The organism is Actinomycetospora rhizophila, assembly GCF_042657905.1.
GTDB lineage: Bacteria > Actinomycetota > Actinomycetes > Mycobacteriales > Pseudonocardiaceae > Actinomycetospora > Actinomycetospora rhizophila.
The window spans coordinates 54,904-75,127 of record NZ_JBHSKG010000025.1; the positions used below are offsets into that span (position 1 = coordinate 54,904).

Below are 20,224 nucleotides of genomic sequence, written 5' to 3' on the forward strand. Positions count from 1 at the left end.
CGCGGCTGGTGGCGCTCACCAGCCCCGTTCGCGCCACTCCGGAAGGGAGGGGCGCTCGGCACCGAGGGTCGTGTCGTCGCCGTGGCCGGGGTAGACGTGCGTGTCGTCGTCGAGCTGTCCGAAGACCTTGGCCTCGAGGTCGTCCATCAGCGAGGCGAACTCCGTCGGGCCCGCCGTCTTGCCCGGGCCGCCGGGGAACAGCGAGTCGCCGGTGAAGAGGTGGCCGTGGCCCGCGGGGTCGCGGTAGAGCAGGGCGATCGAGCCGGGGGTGTGGCCGTCGAGGTGGATGATCTCCACCCGCGAGCCGCCGAACGGCACGGAGTCGCCGTCGCCCACGGTCCGGTCGGGCGCCACCGGCAGCTCGGGGGCGTCGGCCTCGCCGGCGTAGGTGGTGGGGGAGAGGGCCTTCACGGCGTCCTCGAGGGACTGCACGTGGTCCCAGTGCTTGTGGGTGGTCGCCAGCTGCTTCACCCGGCCGCGCTCGGCGACGGTGTCGACGGTGTCGAGCAGGCGGTCGATCTCGTTGGCGGCGTCGATGAGCAGCGCCTCGCCGGACGCGCGGTCGACGAGCAGGTAGGCGTTGTTGTCCATCGGCCCGACCGACACCTTGGTGATCGAGACGTCCTGCAGGTCGCGCCGCGCGGCGGGGCCGCCGGGCTCGACATGGCCGGTGTACTGGTCGAGGAGGTCCACGGACCGGAGCCTAGCGCCGGACGGGCTTGTGGCCCGCCTTCCGCAGGGCGTCGGGGCTGAGCGTCGCGCCGCAGTCCTCGCAGTGCGGCACCTCGTCCTCGCCCATCACCACGGCACGGTGCCGGCACGCGGCGCCCGTGCCGGCGCTCCAGCCCTTCCGCGCGCGCAGCCGCGCCAGGTCCGCCGGGTCGACCTCGCTCATGACCCCATGCTGCCCGAGGGGCGCCAGGACGGGTCCCGGCCGGCGATCCCGACGACGCGGTCGAGCAGCGGCGCGCCGTCGGCGACCTCGACGGCCGGGCCGAACGCGCCCATCTGCCGCCCCAGCGGCGTGAGCTGCCCCAACGCCTCGAGCGCCTCCTCGAGCAGGGCGTCGTCCCAGCTCACCGTCTCGCCGAGCCCGCGCGCGAGGTCCCACGCGTGCAGCACGAGCTCGCACAGCGTCATCGTGCCGACGACCGTGGCGGGGAGCTCCGTGCTCGTCATGGTCGTCGTGCCCCGCCAGCTCGCCGGGTCGCTCCACACCGCGACGAGGTCGTCCCGGGCGGCGCCGAGGTCGGCGGGCCAGTCGCCGGCGAGCGAGGGGGTGCCGGGCTCCGGTGGCGCGCCGCGGCCGGCGCCCGCGAGCACGGGCGTCCAGGTCATCATGTGCTCGGCGAGGTCGCGGACCGTCCAGTCCGCGCAGGGCACGGGGGCGTCCAGGTGCTCGGCGGCGCGGGCGACGAGCTTCTCGTGCGGGACCGCGGCGGCGGCGACGAGGTGGGGCCGGGGCGTGAAGTCGGGGAACACGGGACGGGACGCTAGCGACGCCGCGCAGCACCGGTCATGGAGGAACGCGACACATGCGCGATCCGCGCGAGCTCGGCGGGCACTGGCGCACCGCCCAGCGGATCGGGGTGCACGCGCCGGACGCCGACCTCGCGCCGTGGGTCGAGCGGATCTGGACCGCGTCCTGGGACTACGCCGAGCCCTACCGGCAGAAGATCGTGCCGTTGCCGCAGGTGCACGTCTCCGTCATCGGGGAGGGCGCACCCCGCGTCGTCGGTCCCCGGAGCCGGCACATGGTCCGGGTGCTCGAGGGGCGCAGCTCCGTCGTCGGGGCCGCGTTCCGGCCCGGGGTCTTCCGGGCGCTGGCCGGAGGGCCGGTCCGGGCGCTCGTGGACCGCGAGCTCGACGCCGCCGACGTCCTCGGGGACGGGCCGCCGTGGGACGGCGACATGGGCGCCTGGCTGCGCGCCCGCCTGCCGGCCGGCGAGCCGTCCCCCGCCGCGCGGCAGGCCGCCGAGCTCGTCGCGCGGATCGCGGCCGACCCGGCGATCGCGCGCGTCGACCGGCTCGCCGCCTCGGCGGGCCTGGGCATGCGCACGGTCCAGCGGCTCTTCGCCGAGCACGTCGGCCTCGGCCCCAAGTGGGTCATCCGGCGCCACCGGCTGCAGGAGGTGGTCGAGCGGCTCGAGGCCGGCGGGCGGGTCGACTGGGCGGACCTGGCCGCGACGCTCGGCTACGCCGACCAGGCGCACCTCTCGCGGGACTTCGCGGACCTGTTCGGTGAACCGCCCACCTGGTACGCCCGGCGCTACCCGCCGGAGTGACCACCCGGGCGGACCAACCGGTCGTCGCCCGCACGCCCACCCCGGTCGCGCGGGACCGAGGTGGCACGGCCGTTGTCGGGGGTCGCTCCTAGCATGGGGAGGACCGGGGGAAGAGACATCCAGTGTGGCGTGTTGACACCCCGGCGCGTTCTGCCCCGAGCCTGGAGGCCCCGCACGTGGTCGATCGTCTCGTCGTCCAGGGCGCCCGTGAGCACAACCTCACGGGCGTCGATCTCGACCTGCCCCGCGACAGCCTGGTCGTCTTCACCGGACTGTCGGGCTCGGGCAAGTCGAGCCTGGCGTTCGACACGATCTTCGCCGAGGGCCAGCGCCGGTACGTGGAGTCGCTGTCGGCCTACGCGCGCCAGTTCCTCGGACAGATGGACAAGCCCGACGTCGACTTCATCGAGGGCCTCTCGCCCGCGGTGTCGATCGACCAGAAGTCGACCAGCCGCAACCCGCGCTCGACGGTCGGCACCATCACCGAGGTCTACGACTACCTGCGTCTGCTCTACGCGCGGGCCGGCACGCCCCACTGCCCGACGTGCGGCGAGATCATCTCGAAGCAGACGCCGCAGCAGATCGTCGACCAGGTGCTCGAGATGGAGCCGGGCCGCCGGTTCCAGGTCCTTGCGCCGGTCATCCGCGGGCGCAAGGGCGAGTACGTCGACCTGTTCAGCCAGCTCCAGGGCCAGGGCTACTCCCGCGTGCTGGTCGACGGCACGGTGTATCCGCTCGCCGAGCCCCCGACGCTGAAGAAGCAGGAGAAGCACGACATCGCGGTGGTCGTCGACCGCCTGTCGGTGAAGTCGAGCGCCAAGCAGCGCCTCACCGACTCGGTCGAGACCGCGCTGCGCCTCGCCGAGGGCATCCTCGTGCTCGACTTCGTCGACCTCCCCGACGACGACCCGGACCGCGAGCGCCGCTTCTCCGAGCGCATGGCCTGCCCCAACGGCCACCAGCTCCAGGTCGACGACCTCGAGCCGCGCGCCTTCTCGTTCAACTCGCCCTACGGCGCCTGCCCCACGTGCCACGGCCTGGGCATCAAGAAGGAGGTCGACCCGGAGCTCCTGGTGCCCGACGACGAGCTCTCGCTCGCCGACGGCGCCATCGCCCCCTGGGCGATCGGCCAGTCCGCCGAGTACTTCACCCGCCTGCTCACGGCCCTGTCCGAGCAGATCGGGTTCCGCATGGACGCGCCCTGGCGCAAGCTGCCGGCGCGGGTGCAGAAGGCGGTGCTGCACGGCTCGGACGACCAGGTGCACGTGCGCTACCGCAACCGCTACGGCCGCGAGCGCTCGTACTACGCGTCGTTCGAGGGCGTCGTGCCGTTCCTCGAGCGCCGGCTCGACCAGGCCGAGTCCGACAGCGCCCGCGAGCGCTACGAGGGCTACATGCGCGACGTGCCCTGCCCGGCCTGCGGCGGCACGCGGCTCAAGCCCGAGATCCTCGCGGTCACGCTGCGGCACGAGTCGCTGGGCGACCGCTCGATCGCCGACCTCACGGCGCTCTCGGTGGCCGACTGCGCCGAGTTCATGAAGGGCCTGGTCCTCGGCCCGCGCGAGCAGGTCATCGCCGGCGCGGTGCTCAAGGAGATCGACGCCCGCCTGGGCTTCCTGCTCGACGTCGGGCTCGACTACCTGTCGCTGGCCCGCGCCGCGGCGACGCTGTCCGGCGGCGAGGCCCAGCGCATCCGGCTCGCGACCCAGATCGGGTCCGGGCTGGTCGGCGTGCTCTACGTGCTCGACGAGCCGTCCATCGGGCTGCACCAGCGCGACAACCGCCGGCTGATCGACACGCTGTCGCGGCTGCGCGACCTCGGCAACACGCTGATCGTCGTCGAGCACGACGAGGACACCGTCCGCGCGTCCGACTGGGTGGTCGACATCGGCCCGGGCGCGGGCGAGCACGGCGGGCGCGTCGTCTACTCGGGTCCGGTCGAGGGCCTGGAGCAGAGCGCGGAGTCGCTCACCGGGGCCTACCTCTCGGGCCGCCAGCAGATCCCCGTGCCCGCGATCCGCCGGCCGGTCGACAAGAAGCGCATGGTCGGCGTCGTCGGCGCCCGCGAGCACAACCTGCACGACGTCGACGTCGCGTTCCCGCTGGGCTGCCTCGTCTCGATCACCGGGGTGTCCGGGTCGGGCAAGTCGACGCTGGTCAACGACATCCTGGCGACGGTGCTGGCCAACAAGCTCAACAAGGCCCGCCAGGTCCCGGGCCGGCACACCCGGGTCACCGGCATCGAGCACCTCGACAAGCTCGTGCGGGTCGACCAGTCGCCGATCGGGCGCACGCCGCGCTCCAACCCGGCGACCTACACCGGCGTGTGGGACCACATGCGCAAGCTCTTCGCCGCCACCAACGAGGCCAAGGTGCGCGGGTACGGGCCGGGCCGGTTCTCGTTCAACGTCAAGGGCGGGCGCTGCGAGGCGTGCGCAGGCGACGGCACGATCAAGATCGAGATGAACTTCCTGCCCGACGTGTACGTGCCGTGCGAGGTCTGCAAGGGCGCGCGGTACAACCGCGAGACCCTCGAGGTGCACTACAAGGGCAAGAACGTGGCCGAGGTCCTCGACATGCCGATCGAGGAGGCCGCCGAGTTCTTCAAGCCGATCGGCGCGATCCACCGCCACCTGCAGACGCTCACCGAGGTCGGCCTGGGCTACGTGCGCCTCGGCCAGCCCGCGCCGACGCTGTCGGGCGGCGAGGCGCAGCGCGTCAAGCTCGCCGCCGAGCTGCAGAAGCGCTCGATGGGCCGGACGATCTACATCCTCGACGAGCCCACCACGGGCCTGCACTTCGAGGACATCCGCAAGCTGCTCGGCGTCATCAACGGGCTGGTCGACAAGGGCAACACGGTCCTCGTCATCGAGCACAACCTCGACGTCATCAAGATGTCCGACTGGGTCGTGGACATGGGTCCCGAGGGCGGCAACAACGGCGGCACCGTGGTGGCGCAGGGCACGCCGGAGCAGGTCGCGGCGGTGCCCGAGAGCTACACCGGCCAGTTCCTGAGCAAGCTCGTCGAGCCCGACGCGGGGCCCGTCCGCAAGAGCCGCGCCAAGAAGGCGGGCTGACCCGCCCGCCGGGAACACCGCAGCGCAGTGGTACGTTGTCCACTGAGCGACCAGCTCGGTGGGTGTTCTGCGTCCATCGAGCGGCAAGTGGAGCCCCGGCTCCCACCCGTCCACCGCACAGGTGAGCGGGTCCCGGTCCGGTGGTCGTGGCACGCGAGTGCCGCGGCTGCAGCGTCTCCCGACGGGAGACGTGGATCGGTCGACCGTGGGCCCTGCCGCCACCTCGCGTGGCGCGGGGCCCGACGTTCATCGGGGCTCCTCACGCCGGGTCGCACGGACTGTCACGGACCCGAGGAGAGCTCATCAGCACAGAGACCCGCATCAACGAGCGCATCCGCGTTCCCGAGGTGCGACTGGTCGGCCCCAACGGGGAGCAGGTCGGGATCGTCCGCATCGAGGACGCCCTGCGCCTGGCCCGCGAGGCCGACCTCGACCTGGTCGAGGTGGCCGCCCAGGCCCGCCCGCCGGTCTGCAAGCTCATGGACTACGGCAAGTTCAAGTACGAGAGCGCGCAGAAGGCCCGCGAGTCGCGGCGCAACCAGCAGCAGACGGTGATCAAGGAGCAGAAGCTCCGGCCGAAGATCGACCCTCACGACTACGAGACGAAGAAGGGTCACGTGACCCGCTTCCTCGGGCAGGGTCACAAGGTCAAGGTCACCATCATGTTCCGTGGCCGCGAGCAGTCGCGCCCGGAGCTGGGCTTCCGCCTCCTGCAGCGCCTCGCCGAGGACGTCGGTGACCTCGGCTACGTCGAGGCGACGCCGAAGCAGGACGGCCGCAACATGACCATGGTCCTGGCGCCGAACAAGAAGCCGCAGAAGGCCCCGCGTGCCCAGCAGGAGCAGCAGGAACCGGCCCCCGAGCCGGCCGGCTGAGCCGAGCACGCACCGCCGGCCGCACCCACCCCAGGGTGTGTGCGGCCGGGTTCCCGGGCGCCCGTACCGTCGCGTGAGCGTCGGCGCGCCGCACGCCCGATCCGCACGAGGAGCAAGGACGAGACATGCCGAAGCACAAGTCGCACAGCGGCACCAAGAAGCGCATCAAGGTGACCGGCAGCGGCAAGCTGCTGCGTGAGAAGGCGGGCAAGCGCCACCTGCTGGAGAAGAAGTCCAGCCACAAGACCCGCCAGCTCTCCGGCAACACCGAGGTCGCGCCGCAGGACGCCGGGCGCGTCAAGCGCCTGCTCGGCGGGCTGTAGAGCTCCCCGACCCCCGCCGAACCACCGCGGGCGGACCCACCCCCGCCCTCCCGATCGAAGGCAGGACCACGTGGCACGCGTGAAGCGCGCGGTCAACGCGCAGAAGAAGCGTCGCACCACCCTGGAGATGGCCAGCGGCTACCGCGGTCAGCGCTCCCGGCTCTACCGCAAGGCCAAGGAGCAGACGCTCCACTCGCTGACCTACGCCTACCGCGACCGCAAGCAGCGCAAGGGCGACTTCCGGCAGCTCTGGATCACCCGCATCAACGCCGCGGCGCGCTCCAACGACATGACCTACAACCGGTTCATGCAGGGCCTCAAGCTCGCCGGCGTCGAGGTCGACCGCAAGAACCTCGCGGAGATCGCCGTGTCCGACCCGGCGGCGTTCACCGCGCTCGTCGAGGTCGCCCGCGCGGCGGTCCCGGCCGACCCGAACGCGAAGAACGAGGACGCCGCCTGAGACGGAGCGGAGCGGAGCTCGACCCGGACGATGGGCGCGAGCTCCTCACCGAACGCACGCCGCGCGTCGCAGCAGCCCGCAAGCTGCTGCGGCGCGCGTCGCGTTTCGACGCCGGGCGCTTCCTCGTCGAGGGTGTTCGGCCGGTGCACGAGGCGCTGACGTGGGCCGGGGAGAGCCCGGGCCGGGTCCACGACCTCTTCCTCACCGACGCCGTCGCCGACCGCGACCCCACGCTCGAGGAGCGGGCGCGGGCGCTCGGGGTGCGCGTCGCCCGTGTCACCGAGAAGGCCGCCGCCGGGCTGTCGGACACGGTCACCCCGCAGGGCGTCGCCGCCGTCTGCTCGACCGTCACGGTCGCGCTCGAGACGGCGCTGGCCGGCTCGCCGCGCCTGGTGGCCGTGCTCGTCGGCGTCGCCGACCCGGGCAACGCCGGCACCGTCATCCGCACCGGCGACGCGGCCGGCGCCGACGCCGTCGTGCTGGCCGGGGACAGCCGCAACCAGCCCGTCGACCCGCACAACGGCAAGTGCGTGCGCTCGACGATGGGCAGCCTGTTCCACGTCCCGCTGGCGGTGTCCCGGGACGTCGACGCGGTCGTCACGGCCCTGCGCGACCGGGGCCTGACCCTGCTCGCGGCCGCCGGCGACGGCGAGACGGTGCTCGACGCGGCCGCCGACGCGCTGCTCGCCGCCCCGACCGCCTGGCTGTTCGGCAGCGAGGCCCACGGGCTCGACGAGCGCACGGCCGCCCTCGCCGACCACCGCGTCCGCGTGCCGATCCACGGCCGCGCCGAGAGCCTCAACCTGGCGACGGCCGCCGCTGTGTGCCTCTACGCGTCGGCGCGCGCGCACCACTGACCGAAGGCGTTCGACCTGCTCCGATACCATCGGGGCGCACCCGAGACGCCCCCAGCAGCGCAGGAGCGAGACGACCTCGATGTCCGGCACCAACGACCTCTACGACCCCAAGCAGGTCGCGGCGCTCGACCCCGAGACGCTCGACGCCGCCCGCGCCGACGCGAGCGCGGCCTTCGGCGGGGCGACCACGCTGGAGGCGCTCACCGCGCTGAAGCCCGCCCATCTCGGCGACCGGTCACCGGTGCTCACCGCGCGGCGCGAGATCGGGGCGCTGCCACCGCAGGCGCGCTCCGAGTCCGGGAAGCGGGTCAACGAGGTCCGCGTGGCCATCCAGGCCGCCTACGACGAGCGCCACGCGGTGCTCTCCGCCGAGCGCGACGAGCGGATGCTGGCCGAGGAGGCCGTCGACGTCACGCTGCCCGGCGACCGGCACCCGCGCGGCAGCCGCCACCCGCTCACGCAGCTCTCCGAGCGGATCGCCGACATCTTCGTCGCGATGGGCTACGAGGTCGCCGAGGGACCCGAGGTCGAGTCGGAGTGGTTCAACTTCGACGCCCTGAACTTCCTGCCCGACCACCCGGCGCGCACGATGCAGGACACCTTCCACGTCGAGCCCGCCGAGGCGCGCCAGGTGCTGCGCACCCACACCTCGCCGGTGCAGATCCGCGCCCTGCTCGAGCGCGACCTGCCCGTCTACGTCGTGTGCCCGGGGCGGACGTTCCGCACCGACGAGCTCGACGCGACCCACACCCCGGTGTTCCACCAGATCGAGGGCCTGGCCATCGACAAGGGCCTGACCATGGCCCACCTCAAGGGCACGCTCGACGCGTTCGCGCGGGCCATGTTCGGCGAGGAGTCGACGATCCGCCTGCGGCCGTCGTACTTCCCGTTCACCGAGCCCTCGGCCGAGCCCGACGTGTGGTTCCCGCAGAAGAAGGGCGGCGCGGGCTGGGTCGAGTGGGGCGGCTGCGGCATGGTCGACCCGAACGTCCTGCGCGCCTGCGGCGTCGACCCCGACGTCTACTCCGGCTTCGCCTTCGGCATGGGCCTGGAGCGCACGCTGATGTTCCGCAACGGGCTGCCCGACATGCGCGACATGGTCGAGGGCGACGTGCGGTTCACCTCCGCGTTCGCCGTCGAGCCGTGATCTTGGCTGAGCCGTAGTCCCGGCACCCGACACCTCCCTCTCAGCACCAGAAAGGCCCCGCCGTGCGCGTCCCCGTCTCGTGGCTCCTCGAGCACGTCGACCTGTCCTCGCAGGACGACGGCCCCGCGCCGAGCGCCGACGCCGTCGCCGAGGCGCTGATCCGGGTCGGGCTCGAGGTCGAGGACGTCCTGCCGGTCCCGACCATCACGGGCCCCCTCGTGGTCGGACGGGTCGCGTCGGTCGAGGAGCTCACCGAGTTCAAGAAGCCGATCCGGTACTGCCGGGTCGACGTGGGGCCGGAGCACAACGACGCCGAGGGGGAGGGTGCCGGTACCCGCGGCATCGTCTGCGGCGCCACCAACTTCGCCGAGGGCGACCTCGTCGTGGTGGCCCTGCCCGGCGCCGTGCTGCCCGGCGACTTCGCGATCGCCGCGCGCACGACCTACGGCCACGTCTCCGACGGCATGATCTGCGCGCTCGACGAGCTCGGGCTCGGCGACGACCACAGCGGCATCCTCGTGCTGCCGCCCGGCACGGCCGACCCCGGTGACGACGCCGCGGCGCTGCTGGGGCTGGGCGACGCGGTGCTCGACATCGCCGTCACGCCCGACCGCGGCTACTGCCTCTCGGTGCGCGGCCTGGCCCGCGAGCTGGCCTGCGCCCTCGACGCGCCGTACGGCGACCCGGCGCTGGTGCGCCGTGACCTGCCGGACGTCGAGGGGGAGGCCTGGCCGGTCCGGCTCGACCCGTCGTCGCAGTGCCGGCGCTTCGTCGCCCGCCGCGTCACCGACCTCGACCCGACCGCCCCGTCACCGTGGTGGCTGCGCCGGCGCCTGCTGCTGTGCGGCGTGCGTCCGATCTCGCTGGCCGTCGACGTCACCAACTACGTGATGCTCGAGCTGGGCCAGCCGATGCACGCCTACGACGCCGCGACCGTGCGCGGCGACATCGTCGTCCGGCGGGCCGGGGCCGACGAGAAGATCACGACCCTGGACGACGCGCAGCGCGCGCTCGACCCCGACGACGTGGTGGTCGCCGACGAATCCGGGCCGATCGGCCTGGCCGGCGTCATGGGCGGCGGGCCCACCGAGGTCGGCGCGGGCACCGGCGACGTCCTGCTCGAGGCCGGCGTGTGGGACCCGCCGTCGGTGGCCCGCACCGCCCGGCGTCACCGCCTGCCCAGCGAGGCGGCCCGGCGCTACGAGCGCGAGGTCGACCCGGCCGTGGCCCGCGCCGCCGCCGACCGGGCGGCGTGGCTGCTCGCGAACTACGGCGGGGCGACCGTCGCGCCCGGCGTCACCGACGAGGGCGGCGTGCCCACCCCCGCGCCCGTCGTCATGGCGCTCGACCTGCCCGACCGCGTCGCCGGCCGGCGCTACGAGCGGGGCGCGGTGGTGCGCCGCCTCTCCCAGATCGGCTGCGCGGTCGAGGTCGCCGGCGCCGACCCGGGCGACGGCGGCGGCGCCGGTCTGCGCGCCGTGCCGCCGACGTGGCGCCCCGACCTCACGCGCCCGGCCGACCTCGTCGAGGAGGTCCTGCGCCTCGAGGGCTATGCCGGCATCCCCTCCGAGCTGCCCGCCGCACGGCCCGGCACCGGCCTGACGCTGGCCCAGCGCCGGCGCCGCCAGGTGTCACGGGCCCTCGCCGACGCCGGCTACGACGAGGTGCTGCCCTCGCCGTTCGTCGCGCCGGCGGTGTTCGACGCCTTCGGTCTCGACGCCGACGACGACCGTCGCCACGCCCTGCGCCTGGCCAACCCGCTCGACGCCGACCGCTCGTTGATGGCGACGACGCTGCTGCCCGGCCTGCTCGACGCGGTGGTGCGGAACGTGTCCCGCGGCCTGCGCGACCTCGCGCTCTACCAGGTCGGCCAGGTGGTGCGGCCCGGTCCGGGCGACCCGCCCGCGGCGCCGGTGCTGCCGGTGGACGCCCGCCCGGACGAGGACGCGATCGCCGCGGTGCTCGCGGGCCTGCCGTCCCAGCCGCTGCGGGTCGGCGCGGTGCTCGCCGGCGCGTGGGAGCGCGCGGGCTGGTGGGGCCGGGGCCGCCCCGCCGACTGGTCCGACGCGATCGAGGCCGCCCGCCTCGTGGGCCGGGTGTACGGCGCGGAGCTCACCGTGTCCGCCGACGTGCACGCGCCCTGGCACCCGGGTCGCTGCGCGGCGCTGCACTTCGGGGAGACGCTCGTCGGGCACGCCGGCGAGCTGCACCCGAAGGTCCTCGAGGCGCTCGGCCTGCCGGCGCGGACCTGCGCGATGGAGGTCGAGCTCGACCGGCTCCCGCTCGCCGAGGACCGCCCGGTGCCCGCGGTGTCGTCGTTCCCGCCGGTGCTGCTCGACGTGGCCCTCGTGCTCGACGAGGGTGTGCCGGCCGCCTCGGTGGTCGCCGCGCTGCGCGACGGCGGCGGCGACCTCGTCGAGGACGTGCGGCTGTTCGACGTCTACGCCGGCCCGCAGGTCGGCGAGGGCAAGCGCTCGCTCGCCTTCGCCCTGCGCCTGCGCGCCCCCGACCGGACGCTGACCCTCGAGGAGGCGGCCGCCCGTCGCGACGCGGCCGTCGAGACGGCCTCCGAGCGGTTCGGGGCCCGGCTGCGCTAACCCACGGCGCCGCGGATCAGCCAGCCCAGGGTGACGTCGAGGTCGGCGCGCAGCTCGGCGTCGCCCAGCGGCGCGTCGGCGGTGGCGAGCGCGGCGTAGCCCAGGGTGCTGACGATGAGCGCGCGCACGACCCGGCCCGCCGCCTCGTCGACGCCCAGGCGCGCGAGCAGCACGACCATCGCCTCGCCCAGGGCCCGCGCGTGCGGCCCGCGGGCGCCCTGGCGCGCGAGATAGAGCGGCACGAGGTCCGCGTGCCGGCCGAGCAGGTCGAACGTCGCCAGCATGATCTCGCGGAGCCCGGCGACCGGGTCGGCGTCCGGGGGCGGGGGTGTGAGCGCGCCGAGGACGTCGTCGAGCAGGGCGTCGAGCAGGGCGTCCTTGTCGGCGACGTGGCTGTAGAGCGCGTTGGGCGCGACGCCCAGCTCGCCGGCGACCGACCGCATCGACAACCCCGGCAGTCCGCGCTCGGCGAACACGGTCCTCGCCGCGGTGAGGACGGCCTCGTGGCTGAGTCCGGCACGCTGACCCGGGGTCCTGGGCATGGACGAACTGTACACCGTCCAGTATGCTGGACACCGTACAGTTCGCCAGTGAGGAGATCGCCGTGACCGAGTCCGGGACCGCCGCCGGAGTGCCGTTCCTCGCCGTGCCGCCCGACGGCGGGCCCCGGGCCGAAGCGCCCGTCGTCGTCGGGTGGCACCTCATGGACGCGCCGCGCAGCGAGGCGGCGTTCGCGGCGGCCCTGCCGCTGGCGGGCCTCGACGCGTGGCGGATCTACCTCGGCCTGCCGAAGATGGGCGCCCGGCTGCCCGCGGGCGGCATGGACGAGCTGATCGCCCTCGGCTACGAGGACGCCGTCGCGCTCATGCACGGGCCGGTCAACGCGGAGGCGGCCGGCGAGTTCGACGCCGCGCTCACCGCGCTGCGCGAGCGCTTCGGGATCGGCGGGCCGCTGGGCCTGTTCGGCGGCTCGGCGGGCGCCGGGGTCGCGCTCGAGGTCACCACGCGGCGCGACGACGTCACCGCGCTCGTGGCCGTCAGCCCCTTGGTGCAGCTCCGGCCGGTGGTGGCGACGCTCGGCAAGCTCTTCGGCGTCGACTACCGGTGGGGTCCGGAGTCCGACGCGATCGCCGACCGCATGGACTACGTCGCCCGGGTCGCCGAGCTCGGGGCCACGCCCGCGCGCTTCGTCGTGGGCTCCGAGGACGAGCCCACCGCGTTCCTCGAGCCCACCCGCGATCTCGTGGCGGGCGCGCGCGGGCCGGCGGACCTCGTCGTCGTCGAGGGCATGGGCCACGCGCTGGCCGAGGAGCCGGGGCTCGAGCCGGCCCCGCAGACGCCGCACGCCGCGGAGGTCGACGCCCACGCCGTCGCGTGGTTCCGGCAGCATCTGGGCGCATGAGCGCGCGGCGGGTCTCGGAGGTCGGCCTGCTGCGGCTGGTCGCCCTCGGGCTCGTCGGCCCGGAGACCGACGACGTCGCCGGCGTGGTCCGCCACCTCGGCGCCGTCCAGGCCCAGGACCTCCCCGGCGCGCTGACGTCGCTGGCCCTGCGGACCAGGGGCCGCTCGCGCGAGGCCGTGGTGGCTGCCTGCGACGCCGGCGCGGTGGTCCGCAGCTGGCCGATGCGCGGGACGCTGCACCTCGTCCCGGCCGAGGACCTCGGCTGGATGCTCCCGCTCGGCACGGCCCGGCCGCGGGTGCAGGCGGCGCGCCGGCGCGTCGAGCTGGGGCTCACCGACGCCGACGTCGGGCGTGCCGGCGAGCTGGCCCTCGGCGCGGTGCCGGCCACCCGCGAGGCGCTGTTCGCGGTGTGGGAGCAGGCGGGCCTCGAGCCGGTCAAGGGGCGGGGCTACCACCTGCTCGGTGCGCTGGCGGCCGAGGGCGTGCTGTGCTTCGGGCCGTTCCAGCAGGGTGAGCCGGTCATCGTCGACGTCGCCCGGTGGATCCCGGCCCCGCGCCGGCTGGAGCGCGAGGAGGCGCTGGGGGAGTGGGCGCGCCGGTACTTCCGCTCGCACGGCCCCGCCACGCGCCACGACTTCCTGCGCTGGACGAACATCCCCGCCGCCGACGTCGACGCGGGCATCGCCATCGCGCGGCCGGAGCTCGCGAGCCTGGACGTCGACGGCACCGAGTACCTCCTGGACCCGGCGGTGCCCGACCTGCTCGCGGCGCGGCGCCGGCAGGCCCTGGGCGTGCACCTGCTGCCCGGCTTCGACGAGTTCGTCCTCGGCTACGGCCGGCGCGACGACGTCGTCGACCCCGCCCACGTCGAGCGGATCGTCCCCGGCGGCAACGGCGTGTTCCGGGCGACCGTCGTCCACCGCGGCCGGATCGTGGGGACGTGGGCGGCGCCCCGGCGTCGCCTGGAGGTCACGCCGTTCGGCACCCTCGACGAGCGCACCGGGGCCGCGGTCGCGCGGGCGCACGCCCGGCTCCCCTGAGGACCGTTCGTCGCCGTTCCTGAGAGCCCGGCGGTCCGTTCCTCCCCCGTTCGGGCGATCACCCGACCGGTGACCGCGCCGCGGGGCGTCGTGACCGGCGGGTGGCGCGTCGCGTTCTCAGGTGCGCCCCGCGCCATGATCCGCCTCCGTAGCGTGACCTGGCCGTGACCCGGGGGCTCCCCCTCCGCCCGGGCCGGCCGCCTCGACCCCGATCAGCGAGGAGCACCTGCATGTCCAGCGCGCCCGACGATGCGGCCGTCCCCGAGGCCGCCGACGACGGCTCCGAGGGTTCCGGCGGCGCGTGGGCGACCGCGGACTTCGTGGTCGGCCGCGGCGTGCTGCTGGTGATCGGCCCGATCATCATCGCGCTGTTCTGGGTGTTCGGGGCGCTGCCCGCCTGGGGCGCCGCGGCGCTCGGCGGCTTCCTGTCCGTCGTCGCGGTGGTCTTCCTCGCCCGGCTCCGGTCCCGCGGCGCCGCCGGGGGCGCCGAGGGCGCCCGCGTGCTCGTCGTCGGCGGCGGTTACGCCGGGCTCGTCGCGGCGCGAGCGCTGCAGGCCCGCCTGCCCGGCGGCACGCGCGGTGGGCGGCACCTCGGCCCCGGCACGGCGACGACGGGCATCGCCGGCATCACGGTGGTCGACCCCCAGGCGCACATGACCTACCAGCCGTTCCTGCCCGAGGCCGCGGCCGGCGCGATCGAGCCGCGCCACCTCACCGTGCCGTTGCGCAAGGCGCTGCGCCGCTGCGACGTGATCACGGGCTCGGTCGCCGCGGTGGACGACGCCTCGCGCCGCGCGGTGGTCAGCCTGCCCGACGGCGGCACCCGCGAGATCGGTTACGACGTCCTCGTCGTGGCCCCCGGCACCGCGCCCCGGCGCCTCCCGATCCCCGGCCTCGAGGACCGCGCGCTCCCGTTCCGCTCGGTCACCGACGCCCTCGCCCTGCGCGAGCACGTCCTGTCCCGGCTGGACGCGGCGGCGTCGACGACCGACCCGAGCGAGCGCCGCCGCCTGCTGACCTTCACCGTGATCGGCGGCGGGTTCGCGGGCCTCGAGGTGCTCGGCGAGCTCGAGGACATGACGCGCCGGGCCGCCAAGCACCAGCCCGGCTATGTCGCCGAGGAGATCCGGTGGGTGCTCCTCGAGGCGGCCGGGCGGATCATGCCCGAGGTCAGCCCGGCCCTCGCCGCGCGCGTGCACGCCCAGCTGCTGCGTCGCGGCATCGAGGTCCGGGTCGGCGCCAAGATCACCTCGGCGCACGGCGGCACCGTCGTGCTCGCCGGCGGGCCGACCTTCACCACCGACACGATCGTCGTCGCCGCCGGCTCCGTGCCGAACCCCCTGCTCGAGCGCACCGACCTGCCGCTCGACCCGCGCGGGCGCGTGCGGTGCGCGACGACCCTGCAGGTCCGCGACCGGGCGCACGTGTTCACCGCCGGCGACTGCGCGGCGGTCCCCGACGTCACCGTGCCCGTCCCGCGGGACGGGGAACCGTCCACCACCGCGCCGACGGCCCAGCACGCGGTGCGCCAGGCGCGCCTGCTCGCCCGCAACGTCGACGCGTTCCTGGCCGGGCGCCTGCTGCGCGGGTACCGCCACAAGAACTCGGGAGCCGTGGCCGGTCTGGGCCGCCGGCGCGGTGCGGCCCAGATCGGCCCGCTGCGCATGACGGGCTGGCCGGCGTTCCTGCTGCACCGCGCCTACCACCTCTGGGCGATGCCCACCGCCGACCGCACCGTGCGCATCGCCCTCGACTGGCTGGTGTCCGGGCTCCTCGGGCGGGACCTCGTCGCCGTCGGACGTCGCGACGCCGCCCCGCTGCCCGACACCGACGCCCCGCCGACGGTCGTGCCGCCGGCCGAGGTGGAGGAGAAGGTCGCCGGTCCGCAGACGCCCGCCGACCCGCCGACCGGGGCCACGCCGATCTCGGGCCCGGTCCCGACCTGGGGTGCCGACCCGGCCCTGACCGGGCCCCGGCCCGCCACGCCGACCCCCGAGCCGGCCCGGGCGAGCGCCACCGACTCCCAGGGCATCCCCGCGATGCAGATCGCCGCGGCGCAGTCCGGCGGGTTCCCGGCGGTGCGCGACCCGCACCCGTCGTACCCGCCGTTCGCCGAGCCCTTCCCGGCCGGGTCCTTCTCGCCGGCCCCGTCCTCGGAATCGACGTTCCGCGACCTCACGCCGTCGCTGTCGTTCGGCGCGCCGAGCGACACCGGCTCCTTCCGCGAGCCGCACCCGTCGTTCCCGTCCACCCCGCGCGACGGCGAGCGCACCGACGACGGCCCCCGCGCGCCGTACCCGTCGACGAGCCGCCCACGCCACTCACTGGGCAACCCGAACTAGGGGTTACTGGCTGGTATCTCTCGCTGAGCGAGAGATACCAGCCAGTAGGCCTCGGGGGGCGGGCGTGCGGGTCGAGCTGGGCGGTGGTCCGGGTCGCCCGCCGGCCGGTAATCGCTGGACCCCCGTGGTCGCATGGCCACGTGCACGTCGAGTTCTCCCGACGCCCCGACCACGGGTCGCTCGCGCTGATCGACCGCGACGACGGCGTGCAGTTGCGCCTGCGTTCCTACGAGCGCACCGGCGACGTCCCGCACGATGCCGTCCACCTCGTGGGCGAGCGCGCGCTGGGCCTCACCGGCGGGCTCTGGGGCTCGATCGCCGCGGGCGCGCTGTTCGAGAGCATCGAGGTCGTCGCCGGCAAGCTGCGCCACGACCGCCGCCGGCGCTCCGACGCCATTCGGAAGGCCAACGCCAAGGCGCTGGGGCTCGCCGAGACCGTCGTCGGCGTACTCCAGCAGAGCGTCGACCGGGACGGCGCGGCGACCCGGGCGGCGCTCGACGCGGCCTGGAGCATCACGGAGACCGGACCCAGCCCGTTCACGGTCGCGCAGGCCACGGCGGCGGTCGAGCAGCTCCGGGAGCTCCGGGAGCGCTGGCGACGGCTCGGCCCGGGGGAGACCATCCCGTACACGTGGCGGCGTTGATCACCTCGGTTGCATGGATTTCCGAGGACGCGCATACTCATACGTATGCGCGTCGCGGTCGCCGGAGCCAGTGGGTACGTCGGGGGTGAGGTCCTGCGCCTCGCCCTCGGCCACCCCGAGGTCGAGATCGGGGCGGTGACGGCGGGCGAGTCCGCGGGCACCGCCCTCGGGGTCCACCAGCCCCACCTGCCCACCCTCGCCGACCGGACGATCGCCGAGACGACGCCCGAGCAGCTCGCGGGGCACGACGTCGTGTTCCTCGCCCTGCCGCACGGGCGCTCGGCGGAGCTCGCCGCGCAGTTGCCGGCCGAGACGCTCGTCGTCGACTGCGGCGCCGACCACCGGCTCACCGACCCCGCCGCCTGGCAGCGCTGGTACGGCGGCGAGCACGCCGGCGCGTGGCCCTACGGGCTGCCCGAGCTGCCCGGCGCCCGTGAGCAGCTGAGGAACAGCACGCGCATCGCCGTCCCCGGCTGCTACCCGACGGCCAGCACCCTCGCGGCTTTCCCCGCCGTGGCCGCCGGCCTCACGAAGCCCGACGTCGGCGTCGTCGCCTTCTCCGGCACGTCCGGGGCGGGCAGGGCCGCCAAGGCGCACCTGCTGGGCTCCGAGGTCATGGGCTCGGCCACCGCGTACGGCGTCGGCGGCGGCCACCGGCACACCCCCGAGATCGTCCAGAACCTCGCGAGCGTCAGCCCCGAGCCGGTCCGGGTTTCGTTCACCCCGGTCCTCGCCCCGATGCCGCGCGGCATCCTCGCGGTCGCGAGCGCCCCGCTCGCCGACGACGGCGTCACCGACGACCAGGCCCGCGAGGTCTACGCCAAGGCCTTCGACCCCGAGCCGTTCGTGCACCTGCTGCCCGCCGGCGTCCAGCCCGCGACCAAGTCGGTCGTCGGCTCGAACAGCGTGCAGGTGCAGGTCACCGTCGATCCCGACGCCGGCCGCCTCGTCGTCACCGCCGTCATCGACAACCTCACCAAGGGGACGGCCGGCGGCGCGTTCCAGTCGGTCAACCTGGCCCTCGGCCTCGACGAGACCCTCGGTCTCCCCACCACGGGAGTCAGCCCGTGAGCGTCACCGCCCCGCAGGGCTTCCGGGCCGCCGGCGTCCGCGCCGGGATCCGCAATCAATCTCTGGGCGCCACGGCGAGCCGCCCCGACGTCGCCCTCGTCGTCAACGACGGTCCGCAGCAGGTCGCGGCGGGCGTGTTCACCCGCAACCAGGTCAAGGCCGCCCCGGTGCTGTGGTCGCAGCAGGTGCTGCGCGAGCAGAACCTGCGCGCGGTCGTGCTCAACGCCGGCGGCGCCAACGCGTGCACCGGCCCCGACGGGTTCGGCGACACGCACCGCACGGCCGAGAAGGTCGCCGACGTCCTGGGATGCGGCGCGATCGAGGTGGGCGTCTGCTCCACCGGCCTCATCGGGGAGCGCCTGCCGATCGAGCGGCTGCTGAAGGGCGTCGAGGCCGCGGCCGTGGAGCTCGCCGACGGCGAGGACGCCGGCACGCGCGCCGCGACCGCCGTGCTGACCACCGACACCGTCGACAAGCAGGCCGCGGTCGGACGCCACGGGTGGACCGTCGGCGGCTTCGCCAAGGGCGCCGGGATGATGGCGCCGAGCCTCGCGACGATGCTGGTCGTGCTCACCACGGACGCGATCGTCACCCCCGAGCAGGCCGACGGCGCCCTCCGCGCCGCCACGGCGATGACCTTCGACCGCCTCGACATCGACGGCTCCACGAGCACCAACGACACCGTGCTGCTCCTCGCGTCCGGTGCCTCGGGCGTCGAGGCCGAGGCCGACGCGTTCACCGAGGTCCTCACCGAGGTCTGCGCGGACCTCGCGCGGGGCCTGCAGGCCGACGCCGAGGGCGTCACCAAGCGGATCGCGGTCACGGTCACCGGGGCCCGCGACGATCGCGACGCCCTCGTCGCCGCCCGCACCATCGCCCGCGACAGCCTGGTGAAGACCGCGCTGTTCGGCTCCGACCCGAACTGGGGCCGGATCGCCGCCGCGGTCGGGGCGAGCGAGGCGACGGTCGAGCCCGAGACCCTGTCGGTCACCGTCAACGGCGTGCTGCTCTGCGAGGCCGCGGCGGCGGTGGGCGACCGGCACAAGGCCGACCTGTCGGGCCCCGAGATCGCCGTCGAGGTCGACCTCGGGCTCGGCGGGGGACTGGCCACGGTGCTGACGACGGACCTGTCGCACGCCTACGTCGACGAGAACAGCGCGTATTCGTCGTGACCACCGAGACGAGCATTCCGGTCCCGGCCGACGTCCCCGACCGCTACCAGTCCGCGGCCGCGAAGGCCGGCGTCCTCGCCGAGGCCCTGCCCTGGCTGCAGCGCTTCCAGGACGCGGTCGTCGTCGTCAAGTACGGCGGCAACGCCATGACCGACGACGCCCTGCGGCGCGCGTTCGCCGAGGACATGGTCTTCCTGCGCCTCGCCGGCATCCGCCCGGTCGTCGTGCACGGCGGCGGACCCCAGATCACCAGCATGCTCAGCAGGCTCGGAATGGAGGGCGAGTTCCGCGGCGGCCTGCGCGTCACCACCCCGGAGACGATGGACGTGGTCCGGATGGTGCTCGTCGGCCAGGTCGGCCGCGAGCTCGTCGGGCTGATCAACGCCCACGGCCCCTACGCCGTCGGGCTCTCCGGCGAGGACGCGCGGCTGTTCACCGCGGCCCGGCGCACCGCGACCGTCGACGGCGAGCAGGTCGACGTCGGCCTGGTCGGCGACGTCGTCGAGGTGGACCCGGCCGCGGTGCTCGACCTCGTCGCCGGCGGGCGCATCCCGGTGGTCTCGACGGTCGCGCCCGACGTCGACGGCGTCGTGCACAACGTCAACGCCGACACCGCCGCCGCCGCGCTCGCCGAGGCGCTGGGCGCGCGCAAGCTCGTCGTGCTCACCGACGTCGAGGGGCTCTACACCGACTGGCCGGACCGCTCGAGCCTCCGCTCGCAGATCGACGACGTCGAGCTCGCGGCGCTCCTGCCGTCCCTGAGCAGCGGGATGATCCCGAAGATGGAGGCCTGCCTGCGGGCGGTGCAGGGCGGCGTGCCCCGGGCACACGTCATCGACGGGCGGGTCGCGCACTCCGTGCTGCTCGAGGTGTTCACCAGTGCGGGGGTGGGGACGATGGTCGTCCCCGCCGACGGGAAGGAGGCGTGAGGG

At 74.8% G+C, this 20,224-nt stretch carries 19 protein-coding genes; 15 read left to right on the plus strand and 4 right to left on the minus strand.

Annotation, left to right across the window (positions count from 1 at the left end; translation table 11 throughout):
- Window positions 1-15 precede the first annotated feature (15 nt).
- Genes ACFPK1_RS30455 through ACFPK1_RS30465 form a run of 3 tightly spaced genes read right to left on the minus strand, consistent with a single transcriptional unit; the run spans window position 16 to window position 1,482 of the window.
- Window positions 16-693, minus strand: coding sequence for an MBL fold metallo-hydrolase (locus ACFPK1_RS30455; RefSeq protein ID WP_378024700.1), 678 nt, complete (start codon window positions 691-693; stop codon window positions 16-18).
- Between the two features lie 10 nt (window positions 694-703).
- Window positions 704-895: a hypothetical protein gene (locus ACFPK1_RS30460; RefSeq protein ID WP_378024701.1), complete on the minus strand. Its 192-nt coding sequence runs from the start codon at window positions 893-895 to the stop codon at window positions 704-706.
- Window positions 892-1,482: a TIGR03086 family metal-binding protein gene (locus ACFPK1_RS30465; protein ID WP_378024702.1), complete on the minus strand. Its 591-nt coding sequence runs from the start codon at window positions 1,480-1,482 to the stop codon at window positions 892-894. Before ACFPK1_RS30465 ends, ACFPK1_RS30460 begins: the two co-directional genes overlap by 4 nt.
- A 53-nt stretch (window positions 1,483-1,535) precedes the next feature.
- Here ACFPK1_RS30465 and ACFPK1_RS30470 point away from each other — a divergent pair, with 53 nt between their 5' ends.
- From ACFPK1_RS30470 to pheT, 8 genes are all read left to right on the plus strand, one after another.
- Complete coding sequence (locus ACFPK1_RS30470; RefSeq protein ID WP_378024703.1) at window positions 1,536-2,285, plus strand: DUF6597 domain-containing transcriptional factor; 750 nt, start codon at window positions 1,536-1,538, stop codon at window positions 2,283-2,285.
- Window positions 2,286-2,461: 176 nt separating this feature from the next.
- A complete protein-coding gene (uvrA, locus tag ACFPK1_RS30475; protein WP_378024704.1) occupies window positions 2,462-5,362 on the plus strand; it encodes an excinuclease ABC subunit UvrA in 2,901 nt (966 codons plus the stop codon).
- 278 nt (window positions 5,363-5,640) lie between these two features.
- On the plus strand, window positions 5,641-6,237 hold the full coding sequence (gene infC / locus ACFPK1_RS30480; protein ID WP_378024725.1) for a translation initiation factor IF-3: 597 nt from the start codon (window positions 5,641-5,643) through the stop codon (window positions 6,235-6,237).
- A gap of 125 nt (window positions 6,238-6,362) precedes the next feature.
- The gene (rpmI, locus tag ACFPK1_RS30485) at window positions 6,363-6,560 is read left to right on the plus strand and encodes a 50S ribosomal protein L35 (RefSeq protein ID WP_378024705.1); all 198 of its coding nucleotides are present in this window, start codon (window positions 6,363-6,365) and stop codon (window positions 6,558-6,560) included.
- 70 nt (window positions 6,561-6,630) lie between these two features.
- Window positions 6,631-7,020: a 50S ribosomal protein L20 gene (gene rplT / locus ACFPK1_RS30490; RefSeq protein WP_378024706.1), complete on the plus strand. Its 390-nt coding sequence runs from the start codon at window positions 6,631-6,633 to the stop codon at window positions 7,018-7,020.
- Window positions 7,017-7,877: a TrmH family RNA methyltransferase gene (locus ACFPK1_RS30495; RefSeq protein WP_378024726.1), complete on the plus strand. Its 861-nt coding sequence runs from the start codon at window positions 7,017-7,019 to the stop codon at window positions 7,875-7,877. The genes rplT and ACFPK1_RS30495 overlap by 4 nt, the downstream gene beginning before the upstream one ends.
- A gap of 79 nt (window positions 7,878-7,956) precedes the next feature.
- Window positions 7,957-9,024, plus strand: a complete 1,068-nt coding sequence (gene pheS, locus ACFPK1_RS30500; protein WP_378024707.1) for a phenylalanine--tRNA ligase subunit alpha — start codon at window positions 7,957-7,959, stop codon at window positions 9,022-9,024.
- A 62-nt stretch (window positions 9,025-9,086) separates the two neighbouring features.
- Window positions 9,087-11,621 (plus strand): phenylalanine--tRNA ligase subunit beta, encoded by a 2,535-nt coding sequence (gene pheT, locus ACFPK1_RS30505; RefSeq protein ID WP_378024708.1) that lies wholly within the window; start codon window positions 9,087-9,089, stop codon window positions 11,619-11,621.
- Here pheT and ACFPK1_RS30510 read toward each other — a convergent pair.
- Window positions 11,618-12,163 (minus strand): TetR/AcrR family transcriptional regulator, encoded by a 546-nt coding sequence (locus ACFPK1_RS30510; protein WP_378024709.1) that lies wholly within the window; start codon window positions 12,161-12,163, stop codon window positions 11,618-11,620. The genes pheT and ACFPK1_RS30510 overlap by 4 nt on opposite strands.
- 62 nt (window positions 12,164-12,225) lie before the next feature.
- Between ACFPK1_RS30510 and ACFPK1_RS30515 the strand changes: the two genes are divergently transcribed.
- The 7 genes from ACFPK1_RS30515 (at window position 12,226) to argB (ending at window position 20,221) form a co-directional block, all read left to right on the plus strand.
- Entirely contained in the window at window positions 12,226-13,023 is a 798-nt protein-coding gene (locus ACFPK1_RS30515; protein WP_378024710.1) for an alpha/beta hydrolase family protein, read from the plus strand.
- A complete protein-coding gene (locus ACFPK1_RS30520; RefSeq protein ID WP_378024711.1) occupies window positions 13,020-14,063 on the plus strand; it encodes a winged helix DNA-binding domain-containing protein in 1,044 nt (347 codons plus the stop codon). Before ACFPK1_RS30515 ends, ACFPK1_RS30520 begins: the two co-directional genes overlap by 4 nt.
- Before the next feature lie 230 nt (window positions 14,064-14,293).
- Window positions 14,294-16,405: an NAD(P)/FAD-dependent oxidoreductase gene (locus tag ACFPK1_RS30525; protein WP_378024712.1), complete on the plus strand. Its 2,112-nt coding sequence runs from the start codon at window positions 14,294-14,296 to the stop codon at window positions 16,403-16,405.
- Window positions 16,406-16,545: 140 nt separating this feature from the next.
- The gene (locus tag ACFPK1_RS30530; RefSeq protein ID WP_378024713.1) at window positions 16,546-17,049 is read left to right on the plus strand and encodes a hypothetical protein; all 504 of its coding nucleotides are present in this window, start codon (window positions 16,546-16,548) and stop codon (window positions 17,047-17,049) included.
- 39 nt (window positions 17,050-17,088) lie between these two features.
- Window positions 17,089-18,120 carry an N-acetyl-gamma-glutamyl-phosphate reductase gene (gene argC, locus ACFPK1_RS30535; protein ID WP_378024727.1) on the plus strand — a complete coding sequence of 344 codons (1,032 nt, stop codon included), beginning with the start codon at window positions 17,089-17,091 and terminating at the stop codon, window positions 18,118-18,120.
- Window positions 18,117-19,292 carry a bifunctional glutamate N-acetyltransferase/amino-acid acetyltransferase ArgJ gene (gene argJ, locus ACFPK1_RS30540; protein WP_378024714.1) on the plus strand — a complete coding sequence of 392 codons (1,176 nt, stop codon included), beginning with the start codon at window positions 18,117-18,119 and terminating at the stop codon, window positions 19,290-19,292. Before argC ends, argJ begins: the two co-directional genes overlap by 4 nt.
- Window positions 19,289-20,221 (plus strand): acetylglutamate kinase, encoded by a 933-nt coding sequence (gene argB / locus ACFPK1_RS30545; protein WP_378024715.1) that lies wholly within the window; start codon window positions 19,289-19,291, stop codon window positions 20,219-20,221. The genes argJ and argB overlap by 4 nt, the downstream gene beginning before the upstream one ends.
- Window positions 20,222-20,224 lie beyond the last annotated feature (3 nt).

Excerpts from the sequence above, each read along its gene's own strand:
- ACFPK1_RS30460 (WP_378024701.1), bottom strand. The coding sequence starts at position 895 with ATGAGCGAGGTCGACCCGGCGGACCTGGCGCGGCTGCGCGCGCGGAAG.
- ACFPK1_RS30520 (WP_378024711.1), top strand. The coding sequence starts at position 13,020 with ATGAGCGCGCGGCGGGTCTCGGAGGTCGGCCTGCTGCGGCTGGTCGCC.
- rpmI (WP_378024705.1), top strand. The coding sequence starts at position 6,363 with ATGCCGAAGCACAAGTCGCACAGCGGCACCAAGAAGCGCATCAAGGTG.
- ACFPK1_RS30470 (WP_378024703.1), top strand. The coding sequence starts at position 1,536 with ATGCGCGATCCGCGCGAGCTCGGCGGGCACTGGCGCACCGCCCAGCGG.
- ACFPK1_RS30525 (WP_378024712.1), top strand. The coding sequence starts at position 14,294 with ATGTCCAGCGCGCCCGACGATGCGGCCGTCCCCGAGGCCGCCGACGAC.
- ACFPK1_RS30510 (WP_378024709.1), bottom strand. The coding sequence starts at position 12,163 with ATGCCCAGGACCCCGGGTCAGCGTGCCGGACTCAGCCACGAGGCCGTC.
- pheS (WP_378024707.1), top strand. The coding sequence starts at position 7,957 with ATGTCCGGCACCAACGACCTCTACGACCCCAAGCAGGTCGCGGCGCTC.